Raw genomic sequence first — 17,554 nt, 5'->3', positions numbered from 1 at the left:
TGCTTGTTTTTGGCGGCTCTATTGTTAAGGATGGTAATATGGTTTTTGCAAAAATATTCTCTCCTAAAAGCATAATTGTAAACCTTGAAAGCGAAGATAAAGACGAGCTTTTTGAGGAAATGGTGCAAGTTATCCATTCTGAACATCCGGAAGTAGGCAGGGACGATGCGCTTGCAGTTCTTCATGCACGTGAAGCTCAGATGAGCACTGGCATAATGCATGGTGTTGCTGTTCCGCATGGAATTTGCAGTTCTGTAAAAGGCTGTGTCGGAGCAATAGGAATAAGCCGCAAAGGTATTGATTATGACGCTTTGGACGGTTCTCCTGTAAACCTTGTATTTATGCTTTTGTGCGGTCCGAATGACAACAATCTTCTTCTTGAGATTTTAAAAGAGCTTGCCGTTGTTCTGCAAGATCCTCTGTTTATAACAAAACTTTTTGAAAAAACTTCACCGCAGGAAGTCTTCGATGCTTTGTGTGAGGCTGAATCTCAATAGAGTAAGTGTAAAACTTTTGTTTGGAGTACATAATGGCTGCTGAAGAAATTGATATTATTACACATCTTCTTGATGTAGAAAAAGAAGCTTCTACAACAGTGCTTGACGCGCAAAAAAGGGCAGATGAAAAAATTGCAGCTGCACGCGCTCAGGCTGAATCTGAATTCAAGACCAAGTATTCCTCTGTCGTTTCAGAAATTGAGCAGAAAGAAAAAGATACAAAATCCGCTATAGAAAAAAAGCATTCCGCAGACCTAGAATCTTATAAACAGAATTTGAATTCAAGCGAAAAGGATTATTCGTCTTTTAACGCTCTTATGGATAAAATTCTTTTTTCATAGGAGAGCGATATGGCAATGGATAAGTCCGCCGCTGATTCTTATGTTTATGCAAAAGCCAGCGGTATGCTTGCCCGCTCTTATGTCGGGGAACGCGCAAGGCAGTTGTTTTCTTTTCACACATTGCAGGAATTATGGGCTTTTTTGTTCAAGAAAGAAGTTCCTGTTGTTCCAGAAACTCTTTTAGCCCATGCCTTGGAGCAGGAAGCCTTTGAACGTTTTATTTACGATTACAAAAAACTTGTCGGAAACTATTCAGAGCCGGACGGCATTGTTTTAACTTTGCTTAGAAGTTTTGACTATGAGAATTTAAAGGACATTTCAGCTTCTCTTTCACTTGGAGAAAAGAAAATTCCTGATATTCAAAAAATAACTCCTTTCAATATAATAAATTACGATAAATGGCCGGACATTGCTTCGATTACTTTTGGCGGACCGCTTTCTTGGTACAATAATATTCCTCCTGTTTCCGAGCAGCATTTGGCGAATTACAAGCTTGACTGCCATTATATTATGTCGATTTGGAATGCCGCTAAGCAGGTTCATTCGTCTTGCAGGGAAGAAATTCTTAAGCTGATTGGTGAAAAAATCAGAATAGACAATATTGTCTGGGCAATCCGGCTTCGTTTTTACTATAAAATGCAAAAAGAAGAAATTATTCCGCTTTTGGCATATTCATCAGAAAAAAAGGAAAGTTCAGATCCGCTTGCCTATGAAGCTATAAGAACGCTGGACTGGGAACTGGACAATTACGATGCCTGGAAAAACTGGAAATATAGCAGGCTTTTGAATCCGCATGAAGAAGGCGTTATATGGACAATAGATCCTAGATGGATTTCAAACTCATATAAAAGTCTTTATGTAAAAAAAGCGTACAAACTTTTCCATAAATATCCGTTTACGGCTTGCTCGATTGTCTGCTGGTTTATCATAAAAAGAAACGAACTTGACAATATCCGCACGGCTTCTGAAAGTCTGCGGCTTAGCATTGACTCATCGCAGGCTATGCAGATGACTGGAGCCTTGGAGGTAATAAATGGCTAGAACAACCACAATGCGTCTTATTGAGCTTATGGTTTTGCGGGAAGACATACATTCTGTTCTTAAATACCTTGGCGAGCTGGGCGAATTTCAGTTCCAGCAGGAATTTGCCTCTGATTCTTCCGATTCTGCAAAAAGGCTTAATCCTGACGCTTCCGTTTTTGAGCGGCTTCAGCAGGTTAGGGCGGCTTTGGATTTGCCTGACTTGGACGGATACAAAGGTTCTGTTCCGCTTCCTTCTGACGCAGATTTTGAAAGCGCGACAAAAATTATTGATTCAGTTGAAGATATTCACAAAAAAGAGCTTACTGCCGTTGACGAGGAAAAAAGAGCTGTTTCCGCATATAGAGAAGCTTTGGCTTTTGCAAATTTGAAAGTTTCTTATTCGGACCTTGAGTCGCTTTCTTTTCTTACTTTGCGAATCGGAAAAATAGATCCTGAAAAAATTGATGATTTAAAGGCCCGGCTTGGCTCACGTGGAATTATTGTAAGGCTTGGCGATGATGATTCAAGAATTCTTGCGGCTTCGTCAAAAAAAGCCCGCTTTGCATTGGACGGGGAGCTTAAGGAGGCAGGATTTACAGAGCTTCAGGTTCCAAAAGATTTTAAGGGAATTCCAGATGAAGTTCTGCTTACTTTGGAGCGGAATAAAACTGAAGCCGCCGCTGCCCTTGAGGAAATTCAGACTGAACGCCGTAATTTTGCGGAAACTCATAAGGATGAGCTTTACAGGCTTTTGCAGATTTATTCAATTGGAAGCCAAATTTATTCTGTGGAAAATTCTCTTGAATCCACGGAATTTGTATACAGAATAACAGGTTGGATTCCGGCTTATCTTATTAGAAAAGTAATGAAGGATTTGGACGAGCTTACACAAAGCCGCGCTGGAATCCGTGAATTTTTGCCAACCGAAGTTCCTTCTGTTGTTTCTGGGCAGGAAAAAGTTCCAGTTCAGGTTAAGCATGGAAAAATTGTTTCTAACTTTGAGCGCATGATTTTCAGTTACGGTTCGCCTTTGTACGGAACTGTTGACCCGACTCCGTTTGTGGCTTTGTTCTTTACGGTTCTTTTTGGAATTATGTTTGGAGACGCAGGCCAGGGATTGTGCTTCCTTATAATAGGAATTCTTTGCTGCCTTAAAAAAATCAAGATTTCAGGATGGGAAAAATTCGGTGGAATTTTCTGTTGCATAGGAGTGAGCAGCACGATTATGGGACTTCTTACCGGCGAGTTTTTTGCAAATGAAACTTTGCTGCGTCCGTTTGCTTTGTGGGTTACGGGACTTTTTGGAACTCCGCGCGCTCCAATTCTGCACATGATGCCTTCAAGCGATCCGGCTTCTATAACAAGAATGTTTACGTTCTTTGGCTTTACGATTTCAATAGGATTTATAATCAATAGCTGCGGACTTGTAATAAATATAATAAACCAGTTTTCTTTGCGCCGGATTGGAAAGGCGTTGTTTGGAAAAACTGGAATTTCAGGCGCGGTTTTCTTCTGGTACGTGATTGTCTTTGCGGTTAGAGTTGCGCTGTTTAAGCATACTCCTGCCGCTTATGACTGGATTGTAATATCTGTTTCGCTGTTTTTGACTGCTTGCTCCGAAATATTCCAAAGACTTGTTGACGGTGAGCGTCCTATTTTGGAAAACGGTCTTTTTAGCGCGGTTATTGGCGCGGTTGTTGAAATTATCGAAGTTATTTCTTCATATCTTTCAAATACAGTTAGCTTTGTTCGTGTAGGCGCATTTGCTCTTGCCCACGCAGTTTTGGGATACATTATCAACACTTTTGTTGAGCTTGCCCCTGGCGCAGGCGGAATTGCTGTAGCCGTTCTGGGAAATGCTATTGTTGTAGTTCTTGAAGGAATGATTGTTGCAATTCAGGTTGTGCGCCTTCAGTATTACGAGTTCTTCTCGAAATTCTTTAGCGAGACAGGACGGGAATTCAAGCCGTTCTCTTTTGTTTATAAAGAGACAGTTTAGTTTGTAGACAGCTGCTTTTGGCAGTTTATTTATAGAATTTTTAGAACAAGAGGTTTTTATTATGAACAAGAAATTTTTGGTTGCTCTCTCAATGATGCTTTTGGTTGCTGTTGCAGGTGTTTTTGCGCAGGCTTCTTCTGTTCCTGAAGAGCAGGCTGTAGAACAGGCGTCTTCTAATGCTGGAGCTATAAAATATGTAGCTGCTGCACTTGCTGTTGGAATCGCTTGTATTGGCGGCGGTTCTGCTGTTGGAAAAATTGGTTCAGCTGCTATGGGCGCAATGAGCGAAAACGCAGAGCTTTCAGGAAAGGCGCTTCCTTTCGTAGGTCTTGCTGAAGGTATTTGTCTTTGGGGATTCCTTGTTGCTTTGTTCATTATGATAATGTAATAAAATTTTTTGCTAAAGGCTGAATTTTGGGAGGTTCTTTCTGCTTAAAATTCAGTCTGGCATAAAAGCAAAGTCATGGAATATTTTGTAATTGGAGAACGGGAACTGATTCTTGGCTTTATGCTTGCGGGCGTAAAAGGCAAGGCTGTTTCTAACAGACAGGAAGCTTTGGATGCTTTTAACAAGGCAACCGGACAAAATTCTTCCGTAGGCTCCGTTGGCGACATACCAAAGGTTCTCATTCTTACGGAAGACATAGCCGATATGCTGTCCAAGGAAATTCAGTCTTGGCAGATGCACGGAAAGGCTCCTCTTATTGTGGAAATTCCTGGGCTTCAGGGACATATTCAGGGAAGAAAAACTCTTACTGATTCAATCCGGGAAGCTGTTGGAATTCAAGTTTAATTTTTATTCATCAATTTAGGATTTTAAGCAAACCTAAAAAATCCAGAGGCAAGGTTTTGAGAAAGCAGAAAAATTGCTAGTTGTTCTGAATTTTAGGGCTTATAAAACTAAACATTTTGTGCGGAAGGTTCATACCGAAACCATACAAGGAAGACTTTTTATGGAAGAATTACGTTCAACGGAAGTTCTGGACAAAGAAATTCGTTCTGACAGTGTAAAAAAAGCAGAAAAAATTCTTGCAAAAGCAGACGAAAGCGCAAAGCAGCTCATTGACGGAGTTCAAGACCGCGTTGAAAAGGCGAAGTCAGACGCAGAAAAAATCTCCGCGGAAGGAATTGCTGTTTATGAAAAAAATATAAATGCGTCGCTTCCTCTTGAAAAGCAGCGTTATCTGGTTTCTTATATTTACGGCTCTATTATAGAAGCTATGGATAAATATTTTGAATCTATCGGAGACAAAAAACGTCTTCTTGTTATAAAAAGCCTTTGCGAGCGTGCAAAAAAAGCAATTCAGGAAAAGAAAATTTCAGCGGTTGTTGTTGGATTCAATCTTTCTGACGCTGAATCTATGCTGAAAGAAGTTTTTCCGCAGAATATTTCTTCTTGCGAGGCAGGAGATGTTCAGCTTGTTTCCCGCGAAAGTCTTGAAGGATTCAATTTAAAAGAGGGAATTATACTGAAGGCTTTGGACGGTTCTGTTACTTGCCGTTTGACGCTTGATGAAAAAATAAAGAAAATTTTGGACGAAAAAAGAGGAGTTCTTGCACAGACTCTTTTTGGCGGGAGGTTGCCTGAATGATTACTGGAAAAATAACCCGAATTTCAGGTCCTATAGTCTATGCTGAAGGTCTTGAAAAATGCGGACTTTACGATGTTGTTGATGTTGGCGAAAAGAAGCTTATTGGTGAAATAATCCGTCAGAGTGAAGGAAAAGCGACAATTCAGGTTTACGAAGACGTTACTGGAATGCACGTTGGCGAACAGGTTGTTTCTAGCGAGCGTCCTCTTTCACTTAAGCTTGGTCCTGGACTTGTAGGCACAATTTACGATGGAATTCAGCGTCCTTTAAAAGAAATGTATGAAGACGGCGGAGTTTTCCTGCTTCCTGGCCAGCGCACAGAACCTATCGACAATAAAAAGAAATGGGAATTTATTCCTGCCGTTCATCCTTCCGACGGAAAAGAAATGTGCGAAGGACTTTCCATTGCTCCGGGAATGGTTTTAGGAACTGTTCAGGAAACTGGTTCTATTGTCCACAAGATAATGGTTCCTCCGACAATCCGCGGACGTGTTTTAAAGACTTTTGCCGGAAAAGGCTCTTATACAATTGATGAGACAATTGCTACTACAGAGCTTGGTGAAAATATTTCTATGAGCCAGTACTGGCCTTTGCGCAAGCCTCGCCCTTTTGCACAAAAACTTGAAGTAAGCCAGCCGCTTGTTACAGGTCTTCGTGTAATTGACGTTTTCTTTCCGCTTTCAAAGGGTGGAACTGCTGCGATTCCAGGCGGATTCGGTACTGGAAAAACAATGACCCAGCACGCGATTGCAAAATGGTGCGATGCCGACTTGATTGTCTACATTGGCTGCGGTGAGCGCGGAAACGAAATGACAGACGTTCTAACAGAATTTCCGACTTTGATTGACCCGCGTACTGGACGTTCTCTTATGGAACGCACGATTTTGATTGCAAATACTTCAAATATGCCGGTTGCGGCGCGCGAAGTTTCTCTTTATTCGGGAATCACTCTTGCTGAATATTACCGCGACATGGGAATGCACGTTGCAATCATGGCGGACTCGACTTCAAGATGGGCGGAGGCTTTGCGTGAGCTTTCTGGCCGTATGGAGGAAATGCCTGCGGAAGAAGGTTATCCTGCATATCTTCCAACTCGCCTTGCTGAATTCTACGAGCGTGCCGGCCGTGTTAATTCTCTTTGCGGAAAGGAAGGCTCCGTTTCTGTTATTGGAGCTGTTTCTCCTGCGGGCGGCGACTTTTCTGAACCTGTAACCCAGCACACAAAGCGTTTTATCCGCTGTTTCTGGGCATTGGATCGGGAACTTGCAAATGCGCGCCATTATCCTGCTATTGGCTGGATTGATTCATATTCAGAATATGCCGCGGAAATTAAAGGCTGGTGGGACAAATTTGATCCTCGATGGTCTGCAATCCGTGTTCAGGCTTTGGATTTGCTTAAACGTGAACAGCGTCTTCAGCAGATTGTCCGCTTGATTGGAGCTGATGCTTTGCCGGACAGCGACCGTCTTATTCTTACTGTCTGTGAAATGATTAAAAACGGATTTTTGCAGCAGAATGCGTTTGATTCAATCGATGCTTATGCAGTTCCGGAAAAACAAGTGAATATACTTTTGCTTATGATGACTTTCTATGAAAAAGCATTAAAAGTTATAAAATCTGGATGTCCGCTTTTGAAAGTTACCGAGCTTCCTGTCCGCAATGAAATAATCAGGGCAAAAAGCGAAATTCCAAACGACAAGCTTGATGAGCTTACAACTATTCAAAATCACCTTGATGACCAGATGGCGGAACTTGAAAGAATGTACCGCAAGGATGTTGCACTATGAAAGGAATTGAATATACAGGATTGACTTCTGTTGACGGACCGATTGTAGCTGTAAAACGCAGTGAAAATTCATCTTATGACGAAGTTGTTTATGTCCGCGATAAAAACGGTGAAAAAAAGACTGGACGCATTATCGATTTGAATGAAAAAACTGCGATTGTTCAGATTTTCGGAAGCACGACTGGTCTTGACTTGGAAAATACAACTGTGGAATTCCTTGAAGAGCCGATGGAGCTGCGTGTTGGAAAAGGACTTCTTGGACGCATTTTCAACGGACTTGGCGAGCCTATAGACGGCTATCCGCAGATTATTTCAGACAAAAAAGTAAATGTAAATGGAAACCCGATAAATCCTTATGCCCGTGTTTATCCGCGCGATTTTATTCAGACTGGAATTTCTTCAATTGACGGAATGAACACGCTTATCCGCGGACAAAAGCTTCCGATTTTCTCTGGAAACGGACTTCCACACAACAAGCTTGCCGCACAGATTATTCGCCAGGCTAAAATTCTTAATAGCAATGAAGAATTTGTTATGGTTTTTGCCGGAATGGGAATAAAATACGATGTTGCGCAGTTCTTTAAGCATACTTTTGAAGAATCTGGAGTTTTGTCAAAAGTTGTAATGTTCCAGTCTTTGGCTGATGCTCCTTCTATTGAACGTATTATTACGCCGAGATGCGCTCTTACTGCCGCTGAATATCTTGCTTACGAATGCAATATGCACGTTCTTGTTGTTATGACAGACATGACGAACTATTGCGAAGCCTTGCGTGAAATTTCAACAACACGCGGTGAAGTTCCTGGAAGAAAAGGCTATCCGGGCTATCTTTACTCAAATTTGGCTGAGCTTTATGAGCGCGCAGGAAAAATTCAGGGAAGCACAGGTTCAATTACGCAGATTCCTATTCTTTCTATGCCGAATGATGATATTTCGCATCCGATTCCTGACCTTACAGGATATATTACGGAAGGCCAGATTGTTCTTGACCGCGAAATGAGCCAGAAGGGAATGTATCCGCCGGTATCAGGGCTTCCTAGCTTAAGCCGCCTTATGAAGGACGGAATTGGAGAAGGCATGACCCGCGAAGACCACGCTCCTGTTTCAAGCCAGCTTTTTGCCGCTTACAGCAAAGTAAAATCAATCCGAAACCTTGCTTCAATTATTGGTGAAGAGGAACTTTCTGAGCTTGACCAGTGCTATTTGAAATTCGGAAACGAGCTTGAAGCGAAATTCTTTACCCAAGGCGAATACGAAGACCGCTCAATAGATCAGACTCTTGACTTGGGCTGGAAAATGCTAAGTATTCTTCCGCGCGAAGAACTTTACAGAATCAAGAATGAGATGATTGATAAGTATCTTCCGAAAGCTTTAGAGAACTGACTATGGCGAAACTGAATATTGCTCCGACAAAATCGAATCTTCTCGCAATAAAAGAGCAGCTGGCAATCAGTACTGAAGGCTATGACTTGCTTGAGCAAAAGCGTGAGATTCTTGTAATGGAGCTTATGCGAATTGTTGAGCAGGTTAAGCTTCTGGAAAATCAGATTGACAAGTGCATTCAGAAAGCCTATCCTGCGCTGAAAAAAATGCTTGTATCTGTTGGCGGCGACCGCGTTGAGCGGATTGCGCACGGAATTGACTACAACTTTGAAATTACAAAAAAGCCAGCTGTCATTGCAGGAATGTCTTTTACAACAATCGATGTGAATCTTCCGCAGAGAAGATTGTTTTCTTCTTTTATGGGAACTTTTGCAGACAGTGATGAAGTCATGGCGGATTTTTTTGAGCTTTTGACACTTCTTACAAAAATGGCGAGCATAAGAACTGTCGCCTGGAGACTTGCTCTTGAAGTCAAGAAAACCCAGCGGCGCGTAAATGCTTTGGATAAAACGGTTATTCCGCAGGACAAGGAAACTGTGAAGTATATTGAAGGTGTTCTTGAGGAACGGGAACGTGACAATGTTTTCGTTATGAAGTCTTTAAAAAAAAGGCAGGGTGAAAAATGATAAAACCTCTTTTTCAGCGGGTTGTGGTTGGCTACAATGGCTCCCGCTCTTCTCTTCATACAGTTTTGTACGCAATTCTTATGGCAAAAGTTTACAAGTGCGCGGTAAAAGTTGTGAGCGTTGTAGACACTGCTTCCATAAAGTATCTTACTTTGCAGAAATTTATGGTTTCGCAGGAAGGCGAGTCTATTGCAAAAAGCCTGGAATCTGACAGCGAAAAAAATTTGGATTACGTGACTGACCTTGCAAAATCAAAAGGTGTAAAGATTGAAACTGAAATCCGCAAAGGCGCAGTTTGGTCTGAAATTATTACAGCCGCAGATGAATTTAAAGCTGATCTCATTCTTTTGGGCGGCGCAAAAAACCTTGACCATCTTTCTTCACTTTCACGCGATGTGATTTCTTCTCAAGACAGCGAAATAATTGGAAGTGCGCACTGTTCTGTAATGGTTGTCCGCGAGCCTTATGTTGAGCAGAAATTCAAGCTTGTTTAATTTCTTATAGAATGCTTTGAACTGTCTGAAATTCGATTTTATAATTTAATGTCATTATCGGGCTAGATTCTGCGATGTTTCTAAAAGAAACTCGGTTGATAATCTATTAGAATTTTACAATAGATTCCCATGTCGTAGCATGGGAATGACACTAAAGTAGTTGTTTTTATCAAAACTTGATATTCAGACTATATTTGCCCTTTTGTTTACTGAAAATTTGTCTTATAATAAACTTTATGCGAATTTTACTTGCCGATGACAATGTAAGAAATTCACAGGCCTTGGCTGAGTTCTTGCAAAAAAATCATTTTGGAACTGACACAGTTTACACGGGAACAGAAATTATTGAATATGCCTCTTCTGAAATTTATGACGCGCTTGTCATTGAAACTGCTCTTCCGAAAATAGGCGGACTTGAGGCGGTAAAAATTCTCCGTGAGAAAAAAAATTTTGTTCCGGTTCTTCTTATGTCCGAAAATCCTTCTGTTGATGAAATTGTTGAAGGCCTTGATTCAGGCGCGGACGATTATATAAGACGGCCTTTTTCATTTGAAGAATTTCTTGCAAGGATAAAAGCTCTTACAAGACGAAAAGGTGAATTCAAGTCGAGCACAGTTTCAATGGGAAATTTTCTGCTGGATAAAAATTCATGCGAAATTCAAAATTCCAGTGGCGAATCTATGAAAATTTCTTTAAAGGAACTTTTGATTCTTACGCTTTTATTTGAGTTTCCGCATCAGATTGTAAAAAAAGAGCTTATTATAGAAAAGATTTGGGGCGGAAACAGTGCGGCTGAATATAACAACGTTGAAGTTTATATTTCCTTTATCAGAAAAAAAATGGATCAGCTCAATGTCAACGCACGGATAAGAACTGCGCGCGGCATAGGCTACTCCTTGGAGGAAATTTCTTAGCTTTTAGAATTTTGTTTTGAATCCGATTGTAGCTGAATAGCTTTTTTCCGGATCACTTTTAAGATCCAGCAAATTTACAGAAAGTGATGCATTTAATGTTCCTCCAAGAATTTCTATTCCTGCATAAGGCGAAATGCAAAGGCTGTTTTCTTGCTCGTCATCTCCGTCTGGATCAATCCGCGAAACTGCAAAAGTTGTGTGAGCTCCAACAGAAAGTCTTGTTGCTCCTGCGTAAAGCCTGTCTGTGTGGATATTTAAATTCATTCCAAAAACATTTTCAGTTCCAGGGTATCTTCTTATTATATTTCTAAGGAAAATCATATCTTCTGCAGCTTCCGCCGGAAAAATAAATCCAGAAGTATCAATAGAAATATATTTGCCCTGCGCTCTTGGCTCAATAAATGCCCAGACATCTTTTATTTCCAGTTTGTCTGAATCAGAATCGCTGTTGCCTTTTCTTAAAATATATTTGTTTACGCCGCCCTGAAGCAAAAGAGAAGTTGTGTTTCTGTTTCCTATAAGAAAATTCAGTCCGCCGTGAAGCTGAAGCTCTTTTATGTACACAAGCGCGTCATTATCTTCGCTGTTTACTTCGGAAGGAAGTGCAAGCCCGGCTGAAAAATCAATTGTTGAAATTCCAACAAGAGATGCGAGCCTCAAGTCAAGGTTCAGAACGTCATCCTGATTTTCATCTTCTGCAGCTTTGTTTTTGTAAAGATTTATTCCCGCCGCAAAAGTTCCTTCCGGATGAAATGTGTAGCCGATTCCCTGCGCATAAAGAGGGTAGTAACTGGCACCTGCAAGTCCGCGGAAACTTTCTGTAAATGAAGAGCGGATTGGCTTTATTCCGAACTGCCGCTGAAGAAACAAATCTGAGCCGACCGGTTCAAAATTTCCGTAGTAAAGGCTTATGTAATGAGAGGCGTGCGCCGAATTGACTGTGTATGTTGCTGAAACTTCTTCCACTCTAAGATATGAATTTGGAGTGTCTCCGTTCAAAGAGTCGTATTCAAATATGTCGTTTGCCTTGGCGTAGAATTCGCCTCTTAGGAAAAGTTTTCCGCCAAAGTCAATCTGGCCTGCAAAAAAAGTTTCTCCTGTAAAAGCCGGATCAAATTTTTCAGAGTCGTATTCATTTTGGATTCCGGCAAGAAATCCTGTGTATCCGTTAAAATACGGACTTTCGAATGCAAATAAATTTAAAGCTGCTGAAATTGAAATGGCGGCTGCGCAAAGAATTCGTTTCAATTAGTCCTCCGTGCGGAAAATTTCAGTGCAAGAAATAAAGAAAAAATCTTCCGTCCTTTGATTTTCGGAAGAATAGAAAAAAACTTAACATTTGGATTTTTTAAGATGTTCCAATAAAAAAGATTAAACTTTACTTGATTTTTTATTATATTCGATTAAAATATATTCTATGAGTGATTATCTTGATGCCAATAATGAAGAGCTTCTGAAGGATTTTTTTTCGGAAGCTGAACAGCAGGTAGAGACTCTTGAAAGCAACATTCTTGTAATAGAGAATGATCCTTCAAATCATGATGCCATAGATGAAATTTTCCGAGCGGCGCATACGTTGAAAGGCGGTTCGGCTACTGTGGAAATGAATGAACTTGCAACATTCTGTCATGATGTGGAAGATTTGCTTGATGCGCTTAGAGGCGGTCTTGTTGCAGTTTCTGAGCCTATTGTAGATGTTTTATTGTCTTCTATAGATACTATAAAAGCTATGCTTGATGCAAGAAGCAATGGTTCTGTTTATCAGGAAGATATAACTCCTATTGTCCAGAAAATCAATTCATTTATACCGGCAAAAGCTCCAAAGAAGAGCGCGCACGTAAAACTTCCGTCTGGAATGCTTGGTGCTGCTCCTGCTGAAAAACCGGCTGTCAGTGAGCCAAAGCCAGCGGTTCAGCCTTCCAATGGAATGCCGCCTGTTCCGCCGTTATCTGATGACGAATATACAGAACTTAAAAATGCAGTTCCAGAAGGCCAGAAGCTTTGGTCTGTGAATGTTACTTTTGATGAATCAAATCCAATGAACAGCGTTGGCGGAATTCAGGTTTTTGCGGCTCTAAAGAACTGCGGAACTGTTTTAAAGACTGTTCCTGATTTTGAAGAGCTTTACGAGGATGAGTTCCATCCGCAAGTTGTTTACTATGTTTCTTCTGCAAATGAAGGCTCTGCTCTTGAAGATGCGGCTTTCTTGGATGATGTAACTCTTGCTGTTGATGCCCAGACAGTTTCTGGTGCTTCTTCTGCTGTTGCGTCTCCTTCAGTTCAGACTCCTGCGCCGGAAAAAGTTAAAGATTCTGCGCCTGCTGCTGAAGAACAGCCTAAAGCTGCGGGAACTCCAGTTGCTTCGCCGGCAGAAGAAAATAAAACTGAGCCTGCACAGAATAATGCGCAGCCTGCAAAAAAGCCTGCTGCTGGCCATGCTGTAAATCAGTCTTCAATTTTAAGAGTTGATTCAAAGCGTGTTGACAATCTTATGAATCTTGTTTCTGAAACTGTTATTACAAAAGCCGCGTTTAACCAGAACGGACTCCACATGGCGGACTTGCAGGTAAAACTTCAGAATTTGAATCTTTCTTTCAAAGAAAAGCATCGCCGTCTTATGGAATGTATGCCAAAGTATATTGAAGAGCTTCAAAATGGCGTTCAAATGAAAGAAATTATGCAGAAGATGACAGAAGAATTTGGTTCTATGTCCTCATGGTTCGATGCTTTTGAAAATGAATTCAAGTCTTCTTCTACAAAATACCGTTCTACAACGCAGAATCTTGGACGCATTACAGGCGAGCTTCAGGAAGGCGTTATGAAAATCCGAATGGTTCCTATTGGAACTATTTTCAACAGATTTCCGCGCGTTGTCCGTGATTTGAGCCGTGATTTGGGCAGAAAAGTCAACCTTGTTATTGAAGGTGAAGATACAGAACTTGATAAAACTGTTGTTGATGATTTGCTGGATCCGATCATGCACTGTGTAAGAAATTCTGTTGACCACGGAATTGAGCCGCCGGAGCAAAGAAAGGCAAGCGGAAAAGACGAAACTGGAACTTTGACTTTGCGCGCTGCAAATGAAGGCAACATGATTGTCATTGATATAATTGATGACGGTACTGGAATTGAAGTTGATAAAGTCAGAGAAAAGGCAATCAAGAAAGGTCTTATAAGTCCTAATAAAATTCTTTCAAATCAAGATGCCTATAATCTTATTTTCCTTCCGGGATTTTCTACAAGCGACAAAATCAGCAGTGTTTCTGGGCGTGGTGTAGGTCTTGATGTTGTAAAGACAATGGTTGAAAAACTAAAAGGAACAATCAATGTTACAAGCGAAAGAGGAAAAGGCTCGAAGTTTTCTATAAGACTTCCGCTTACACTTGCAATTATTCAGGGACTTTTGGTTCGTGTTGGAAAAGAAGTTTACTCTATTCCTGTTGCCAATGTTATTGAAAGCCAGCGTGTAAAACTTGACACAATAAATACAATTGACAACTATGAAGTTTTGAATGTGCGCAATGAAGTTATTTCGATTCTGCGTCTTGGACGACTCTTTAATATCCGCAAGACAGACAATGATGAATATTGCTTTATTGTTATTGTTGGTTCTCAGGAAAAGAAAATCGGCGTTATGGTTGACGCTCTTATTGGCGAAGAGGATGTTGTAATAAAACCGCTTCAGGATCAGTTTACTTCTTCTCCTGGAATTGCTGGCGCGACAGTGCTTGGAGATGGTTCAGTTTCTCTTATTATTGATGTGAACCAGCTTCTTGAGCTTGGTGTAAAGCAGGAGCTTGATGCACAGCAAGTACGTGAAGCGGAAGCTATAAAATCAGCTGCGGCAAGAGGTTAGTGTATGGCGACAATTCAAGAAAGACTTAGTGTGCTTGCAAATACAATGGACAGAGCTGAAGGCTTGTCTTCGGAACAGCTTGCAGAAGAAAAAAACAAGATTACTGTTGTAGATTTCAAAATGGTTACTTTTTCTTTGTCTGGAAAAGATTATGCCATTGATATTATGAAAGTAAAGGAAATTGCAAAAGCCGGACGTTTTACTTATGTTCCGAATGCGCTTCCTTTTGTCCGCGGTGTCTACAATTTGCGCGGCGATATTATTCCGATTATTGACTTGCGCCTTTTTTTCAACAGTGAAGTTCAAGAGCATGATGACGATTACCTTGAAAATTTGCTGATTGTTTCAGTTGGCGAGCAGACATTTGGAATTGTAGTTGACGAAATTGACAAGGTTGTTGGAATTCAAAAAAGTTCTATTCAGCCACCGCATCCTTTGTTTGGCGATATAAACATAAAGTACATTTACGGCGTTGTTGAATCCGAAAATAATCTTTATGTTCTTTTGGACATTGACAGAATTTTTGGCCACAGAACTCCGGAAGAAGAAAAAGAGCTTGCAGAAACTGCCCAGAATCAGGCGAAATTAAGGCAGGAAGCTGAACTTGCAGAATCTGCTGCTTCTCCTGAAAAGTCTGTTCCTGAAACAGAAAAGCCTGCTGAAAAAGAAAAGAATTCAGTTCAGGATTTAAATTTCATAGCTGATTCGCTTAAAAATTTCAAAAAATTCTACGTAAGTGAAATTACAAAAGATTGGACTGAAAAAAGATATGCAGAATGGAGCAATGAGCGCGGCGAAGGAAAAACTCAGCTTCAAAATGAAACCGATGCGGATTTGTTCTTGAATCCGTTCTATTCAAAATGCACAGGAAACTGGTGGACAGAAGAATATGCGGATGCTGTGGAAAAAATGCTTCCAGACAACAGCGCAAAAAATATTGTTGTTTGGAATCCGGGCTGCGGAAAAGGCTACGAATCTTATTCTTTGGCGTGCATATTGAGAAAAAAATATCCGTCTGCAAAAATTAGAATTTATGGCCATGATATTGATTTGCTTAGCGTTTCAAATGCTCCTCTTATGACGCTTTCGGATGAAGCTAGCAACAGTTGGTATCAGCCTTATACCGTGCGGACTGTAAGCGGCGAGTATGCGTTTAACAAGGACATAAAAGATTCTATAATGTTTGAATACCATGACTGCGTAAACACAAATAATCTTCCTCCTATAGATATTGTGTTTGCGAGAGATTTGCTTGCGTTCTTGCCTGATGCTTCAAGGAATACTCTTTTGTCTGAGTTTAGTGAAAAAACTAAAGGCAATGGCGTTATCATAGTTGGAGACAATGAAAATATTCAGATTCCAGGTTGGAACAAGGTAAATGCGCCGGAAAATATTTCAGTATATAAAAAATAGGCTAGAAAATATGTTTTTTTCAGGGGGTTATTAATGAGAGTAGAGTATATTAATCCATTTGTTGAAACTTCTTACCGTGTGTTGAAAGAAGTTTTGGGCGGGGCAGAAGTAAAAAGAGGCGACTTGTATTTAAAGTCAACTGCTATGCCTGTAATGGGTGTTGCGGCTCTTGTTGGTCTTGCAGGAGATGTTGAAGGCCGTGTCCTTTTCGACATGACTTTTGAAACTGCATTGAACATTGCTTCCAAGATGAATGAGGAAAAATTGCCGGCTTTTGACGACTTAGCAAAGGCTACTATCAGTGAGCTTGCAAATTTGATTACGGCTCAGTCTGTTACAAAACTGCATGATCTTGGTTTTAAATTTGACCTTACACCTCCTGCCTTGTTTGCAGGTGAAAAAATGGAAATAGCGGCATTGGGCGGAACAACAGACAATGTAGAAGCTCTCATTGTTCCTCTTATTACTGACTATGGCAAAATTGAAGTTAACGTCGCAATCCGCGAGCGCACATAATATAAGGAGTTTAGAATGAAAACAAAACAGGATTTTCCATCTATTAATGAGCGTCCGCCTGAAGGTGAAAAACTTGACGGCACAAAGTACCGCGTGCTAGTTGTAGACGATTCTATGTTTGTTGCAAAACAGCTCACTCAGATTCTTTCTAGTGATGGTTATGAAATCGTTGCTACAGCTCAGGACGGAAAAGAAGGCGTTGACAAATATAAAGAGCTTTGTCCAAATGTTGACTTGGTAACAATGGATATAACAATGCCTCGCATGGACGGAATTACAGCTCTTGAGCAGATTATTGCTTTTGACAAAAATGCCAAGGTTGTAATGGTCAGTGCGCTTGGAAAAGAAGAGCTTGTAAAAAAATCTCTTCTTAGCGGTGCAAAAAACTATATTGTAAAACCTTTGGACCGCAAAAAAGTACTGGAACGCATAAGCGCGGCTTTAAAATAGAACTATAAAATTTGTCTTGAATAGAAAAGGGGCTGTTCCGTAAGTATCGTTTATGTCATTTTCGGGCTTGACCCGAAAATCTAAATGTATGTATTGTAATCATTTAGAGATTGTCGTATCAAGTACGACAATGACATTTGGAACTTATTGGACGGTTTCTTTTTGTGTTGTGTATTTTTATGAAGAATACATGTGTCATGCTTTAGCTTCTTCTGTTTCGAGGTTTGCGCTCATTTTTTCTAAGAGATTTAGAAGCGTTTCTTTTTCTTCCGCGGAAAAGTTTTTATAGCAAATTGAAAGAAGTTTGCTTGAAATTTCGCTTGTAAAGTTGTTGTATTTTTTTCCTTCAGCTGTTAATGAAATTATTTTTTTCCGGCTGTCTTTGCTGCTTGACGCGGACTTTACGAGTTTTTCATCAATCAATTTTCTAATTAAAACTGTTGTGGTGCTTTTGTCTCTGTTTATTTTCTTTGCAATTTCACCCATGGACATTTCTGCGTTTTCAGATAAAAGAAAAAGTATAAATCCGTGGGAAGAAACAAAATTGTGGCTTGAAAGCATTTTGTTTGTAAATTCTGCGGTTTGCATGTGGATTCTTGAGATAAGCGAAATTACAGAATTGACATTGTATTTCATATTTTTCTAATTTTATCATCAGCGTTGC

18 protein-coding genes are annotated in these 17,554 nt (G+C 40.4%); 16 read left to right on the top strand and 2 right to left on the bottom strand.

Going from position 1 to position 17,554, the window contains the following annotated elements; all coding sequences use genetic code 11:
• Positions 1-38 precede the first annotated feature (38 nt).
• The 12 genes from Q0N70_RS00560 to Q0N70_RS00505 all read left to right on the top strand — a co-directional run bounded on the left by Q0N70_RS00560 (position 39) and on the right by Q0N70_RS00505 (position 10,655).
• Positions 39-497, top strand: coding sequence for a PTS sugar transporter subunit IIA (locus tag Q0N70_RS00560; protein WP_013701807.1), 459 nt, complete (start codon positions 39-41; stop codon positions 495-497).
• A gap of 32 nt (positions 498-529) precedes the next feature.
• Positions 530-838: a hypothetical protein gene (locus Q0N70_RS00555; protein ID WP_013701806.1), complete on the top strand. Its 309-nt coding sequence runs from the start codon at positions 530-532 to the stop codon at positions 836-838.
• A 9-nt stretch (positions 839-847) separates the two neighbouring features.
• Positions 848-1,879 carry a V-type ATPase subunit gene (locus Q0N70_RS00550; protein ID WP_294012203.1) on the top strand — a complete coding sequence of 344 codons (1,032 nt, stop codon included), beginning with the start codon at positions 848-850 and terminating at the stop codon, positions 1,877-1,879.
• Entirely contained in the window at positions 1,872-3,860 is a 1,989-nt protein-coding gene (locus tag Q0N70_RS00545; protein ID WP_294012201.1) for a V-type ATPase 116kDa subunit family protein, read from the top strand. The genes Q0N70_RS00550 and Q0N70_RS00545 overlap by 8 nt, the downstream gene beginning before the upstream one ends.
• A 61-nt stretch (positions 3,861-3,921) precedes the next feature.
• A complete protein-coding gene (locus tag Q0N70_RS00540; protein ID WP_294012198.1) occupies positions 3,922-4,248 on the top strand; it encodes an ATP synthase subunit C in 327 nt (108 codons plus the stop codon).
• Between the two features lie 75 nt (positions 4,249-4,323).
• Positions 4,324-4,653: a V-type ATP synthase subunit F gene (locus Q0N70_RS00535; RefSeq protein ID WP_013701802.1), complete on the top strand. Its 330-nt coding sequence runs from the start codon at positions 4,324-4,326 to the stop codon at positions 4,651-4,653.
• A 160-nt stretch (positions 4,654-4,813) separates the two neighbouring features.
• A complete protein-coding gene (locus Q0N70_RS00530) occupies positions 4,814-5,452 on the top strand; it encodes a hypothetical protein (protein WP_294012194.1) in 639 nt (212 codons plus the stop codon).
• Positions 5,449-7,239 (top strand): V-type ATP synthase subunit A, encoded by a 1,791-nt coding sequence (locus Q0N70_RS00525; protein WP_294012191.1) that lies wholly within the window; start codon positions 5,449-5,451, stop codon positions 7,237-7,239. The genes Q0N70_RS00530 and Q0N70_RS00525 overlap by 4 nt, the downstream gene beginning before the upstream one ends.
• The gene (locus Q0N70_RS00520) at positions 7,236-8,621 is read left to right on the top strand and encodes a V-type ATP synthase subunit B (protein ID WP_013701799.1); all 1,386 of its coding nucleotides are present in this window, start codon (positions 7,236-7,238) and stop codon (positions 8,619-8,621) included. The genes Q0N70_RS00525 and Q0N70_RS00520 overlap by 4 nt, the downstream gene beginning before the upstream one ends.
• A 2-nt stretch (positions 8,622-8,623) precedes the next feature.
• On the top strand, positions 8,624-9,247 hold the full coding sequence (locus Q0N70_RS00515; RefSeq protein WP_294012186.1) for a V-type ATP synthase subunit D: 624 nt from the start codon (positions 8,624-8,626) through the stop codon (positions 9,245-9,247).
• On the top strand, positions 9,244-9,741 hold the full coding sequence (locus tag Q0N70_RS00510; RefSeq protein ID WP_294012182.1) for a universal stress protein: 498 nt from the start codon (positions 9,244-9,246) through the stop codon (positions 9,739-9,741). The genes Q0N70_RS00515 and Q0N70_RS00510 overlap by 4 nt, the downstream gene beginning before the upstream one ends.
• A 236-nt stretch (positions 9,742-9,977) precedes the next feature.
• A complete protein-coding gene (locus tag Q0N70_RS00505; protein ID WP_294012179.1) occupies positions 9,978-10,655 on the top strand; it encodes a response regulator transcription factor in 678 nt (225 codons plus the stop codon).
• A 3-nt stretch (positions 10,656-10,658) separates the two neighbouring features.
• Here Q0N70_RS00505 and Q0N70_RS00500 read toward each other — a convergent pair whose 3' ends face one another.
• Positions 10,659-11,903 carry a hypothetical protein gene (locus Q0N70_RS00500; protein ID WP_294012176.1) on the bottom strand — a complete coding sequence of 415 codons (1,245 nt, stop codon included), beginning with the start codon at positions 11,901-11,903 and terminating at the stop codon, positions 10,659-10,661.
• Between the two features lie 169 nt (positions 11,904-12,072).
• Here Q0N70_RS00500 and Q0N70_RS00495 point away from each other — a divergent pair, with 169 nt between their 5' ends.
• Genes Q0N70_RS00495 through Q0N70_RS00480 form a run of 4 tightly spaced genes read left to right on the top strand, consistent with a single transcriptional unit; the run spans position 12,073 to position 16,890 of the window.
• A complete protein-coding gene (locus Q0N70_RS00495) occupies positions 12,073-14,511 on the top strand; it encodes a chemotaxis protein CheA (RefSeq protein ID WP_294012173.1) in 2,439 nt (812 codons plus the stop codon).
• A 3-nt stretch (positions 14,512-14,514) separates the two neighbouring features.
• Positions 14,515-15,924, top strand: a complete 1,410-nt coding sequence (locus Q0N70_RS00490) for a CheR family methyltransferase (protein ID WP_294012170.1) — start codon at positions 14,515-14,517, stop codon at positions 15,922-15,924.
• Positions 15,925-15,957: 33 nt separating this feature from the next.
• Entirely contained in the window at positions 15,958-16,440 is a 483-nt protein-coding gene (locus Q0N70_RS00485; RefSeq protein ID WP_013701792.1) for a chemotaxis protein CheX, read from the top strand.
• Positions 16,441-16,455: 15 nt separating this feature from the next.
• Positions 16,456-16,890, top strand: coding sequence for a response regulator (locus Q0N70_RS00480; RefSeq protein ID WP_013701791.1), 435 nt, complete (start codon positions 16,456-16,458; stop codon positions 16,888-16,890).
• 195 nt (positions 16,891-17,085) lie between these two features.
• Here the strand turns inward: Q0N70_RS00480 and Q0N70_RS00475 are convergent, their stop codons facing one another.
• Positions 17,086-17,526, bottom strand: a complete 441-nt coding sequence (locus tag Q0N70_RS00475; protein ID WP_294012164.1) for a MarR family transcriptional regulator — start codon at positions 17,524-17,526, stop codon at positions 17,086-17,088.
• Between the last annotated feature and the right edge of the window lie 28 nt (positions 17,527-17,554).

Origin of the sequence: uncultured Treponema sp., from assembly GCF_945873775.1 — a bacterium.
In the GTDB taxonomy this organism is placed as follows: Bacteria; Spirochaetota; Spirochaetia; order Treponematales; family Treponemataceae; genus Treponema_D.
The sequence above is the reverse complement of the archived record's forward strand: the minus strand, read 5'-3'. Positions and strand labels throughout refer to the sequence as shown.

What these genes read in the sequence shown, in the direction of transcription:
- Q0N70_RS00555 (WP_013701806.1), top strand. Translation starts at nt 530, where the DNA reads ATGGCTGCTGAAGAAATTGATATTATTACACATCTTCTTGATGTAGAA.
- Q0N70_RS00475 (WP_294012164.1), bottom strand. Translation starts at nt 17,526, where the DNA reads ATGAAATACAATGTCAATTCTGTAATTTCGCTTATCTCAAGAATCCAC.
- Q0N70_RS00520 (WP_013701799.1), top strand. Translation starts at nt 7,236, where the DNA reads ATGAAAGGAATTGAATATACAGGATTGACTTCTGTTGACGGACCGATT.
- Q0N70_RS00495 (WP_294012173.1), top strand. Translation starts at nt 12,073, where the DNA reads ATGAGTGATTATCTTGATGCCAATAATGAAGAGCTTCTGAAGGATTTT.
- Q0N70_RS00480 (WP_013701791.1), top strand. Translation starts at nt 16,456, where the DNA reads ATGAAAACAAAACAGGATTTTCCATCTATTAATGAGCGTCCGCCTGAA.
- Q0N70_RS00530 (WP_294012194.1), top strand. Translation starts at nt 4,814, where the DNA reads ATGGAAGAATTACGTTCAACGGAAGTTCTGGACAAAGAAATTCGTTCT.
- Q0N70_RS00525 (WP_294012191.1), top strand. Translation starts at nt 5,449, where the DNA reads ATGATTACTGGAAAAATAACCCGAATTTCAGGTCCTATAGTCTATGCT.
- Q0N70_RS00515 (WP_294012186.1), top strand. Translation starts at nt 8,624, where the DNA reads ATGGCGAAACTGAATATTGCTCCGACAAAATCGAATCTTCTCGCAATA.
- Q0N70_RS00490 (WP_294012170.1), top strand. Translation starts at nt 14,515, where the DNA reads ATGGCGACAATTCAAGAAAGACTTAGTGTGCTTGCAAATACAATGGAC.
- Q0N70_RS00560 (WP_013701807.1), top strand. Translation starts at nt 39, where the DNA reads ATGGTTTTTGCAAAAATATTCTCTCCTAAAAGCATAATTGTAAACCTT.
- Q0N70_RS00545 (WP_294012201.1), top strand. Translation starts at nt 1,872, where the DNA reads ATGGCTAGAACAACCACAATGCGTCTTATTGAGCTTATGGTTTTGCGG.
- Q0N70_RS00510 (WP_294012182.1), top strand. Translation starts at nt 9,244, where the DNA reads ATGATAAAACCTCTTTTTCAGCGGGTTGTGGTTGGCTACAATGGCTCC.
- Q0N70_RS00550 (WP_294012203.1), top strand. Translation starts at nt 848, where the DNA reads ATGGCAATGGATAAGTCCGCCGCTGATTCTTATGTTTATGCAAAAGCC.
- Q0N70_RS00535 (WP_013701802.1), top strand. Translation starts at nt 4,324, where the DNA reads ATGGAATATTTTGTAATTGGAGAACGGGAACTGATTCTTGGCTTTATG.
- Q0N70_RS00485 (WP_013701792.1), top strand. Translation starts at nt 15,958, where the DNA reads ATGAGAGTAGAGTATATTAATCCATTTGTTGAAACTTCTTACCGTGTG.
- Q0N70_RS00505 (WP_294012179.1), top strand. Translation starts at nt 9,978, where the DNA reads ATGCGAATTTTACTTGCCGATGACAATGTAAGAAATTCACAGGCCTTG.
- Q0N70_RS00540 (WP_294012198.1), top strand. Translation starts at nt 3,922, where the DNA reads ATGAACAAGAAATTTTTGGTTGCTCTCTCAATGATGCTTTTGGTTGCT.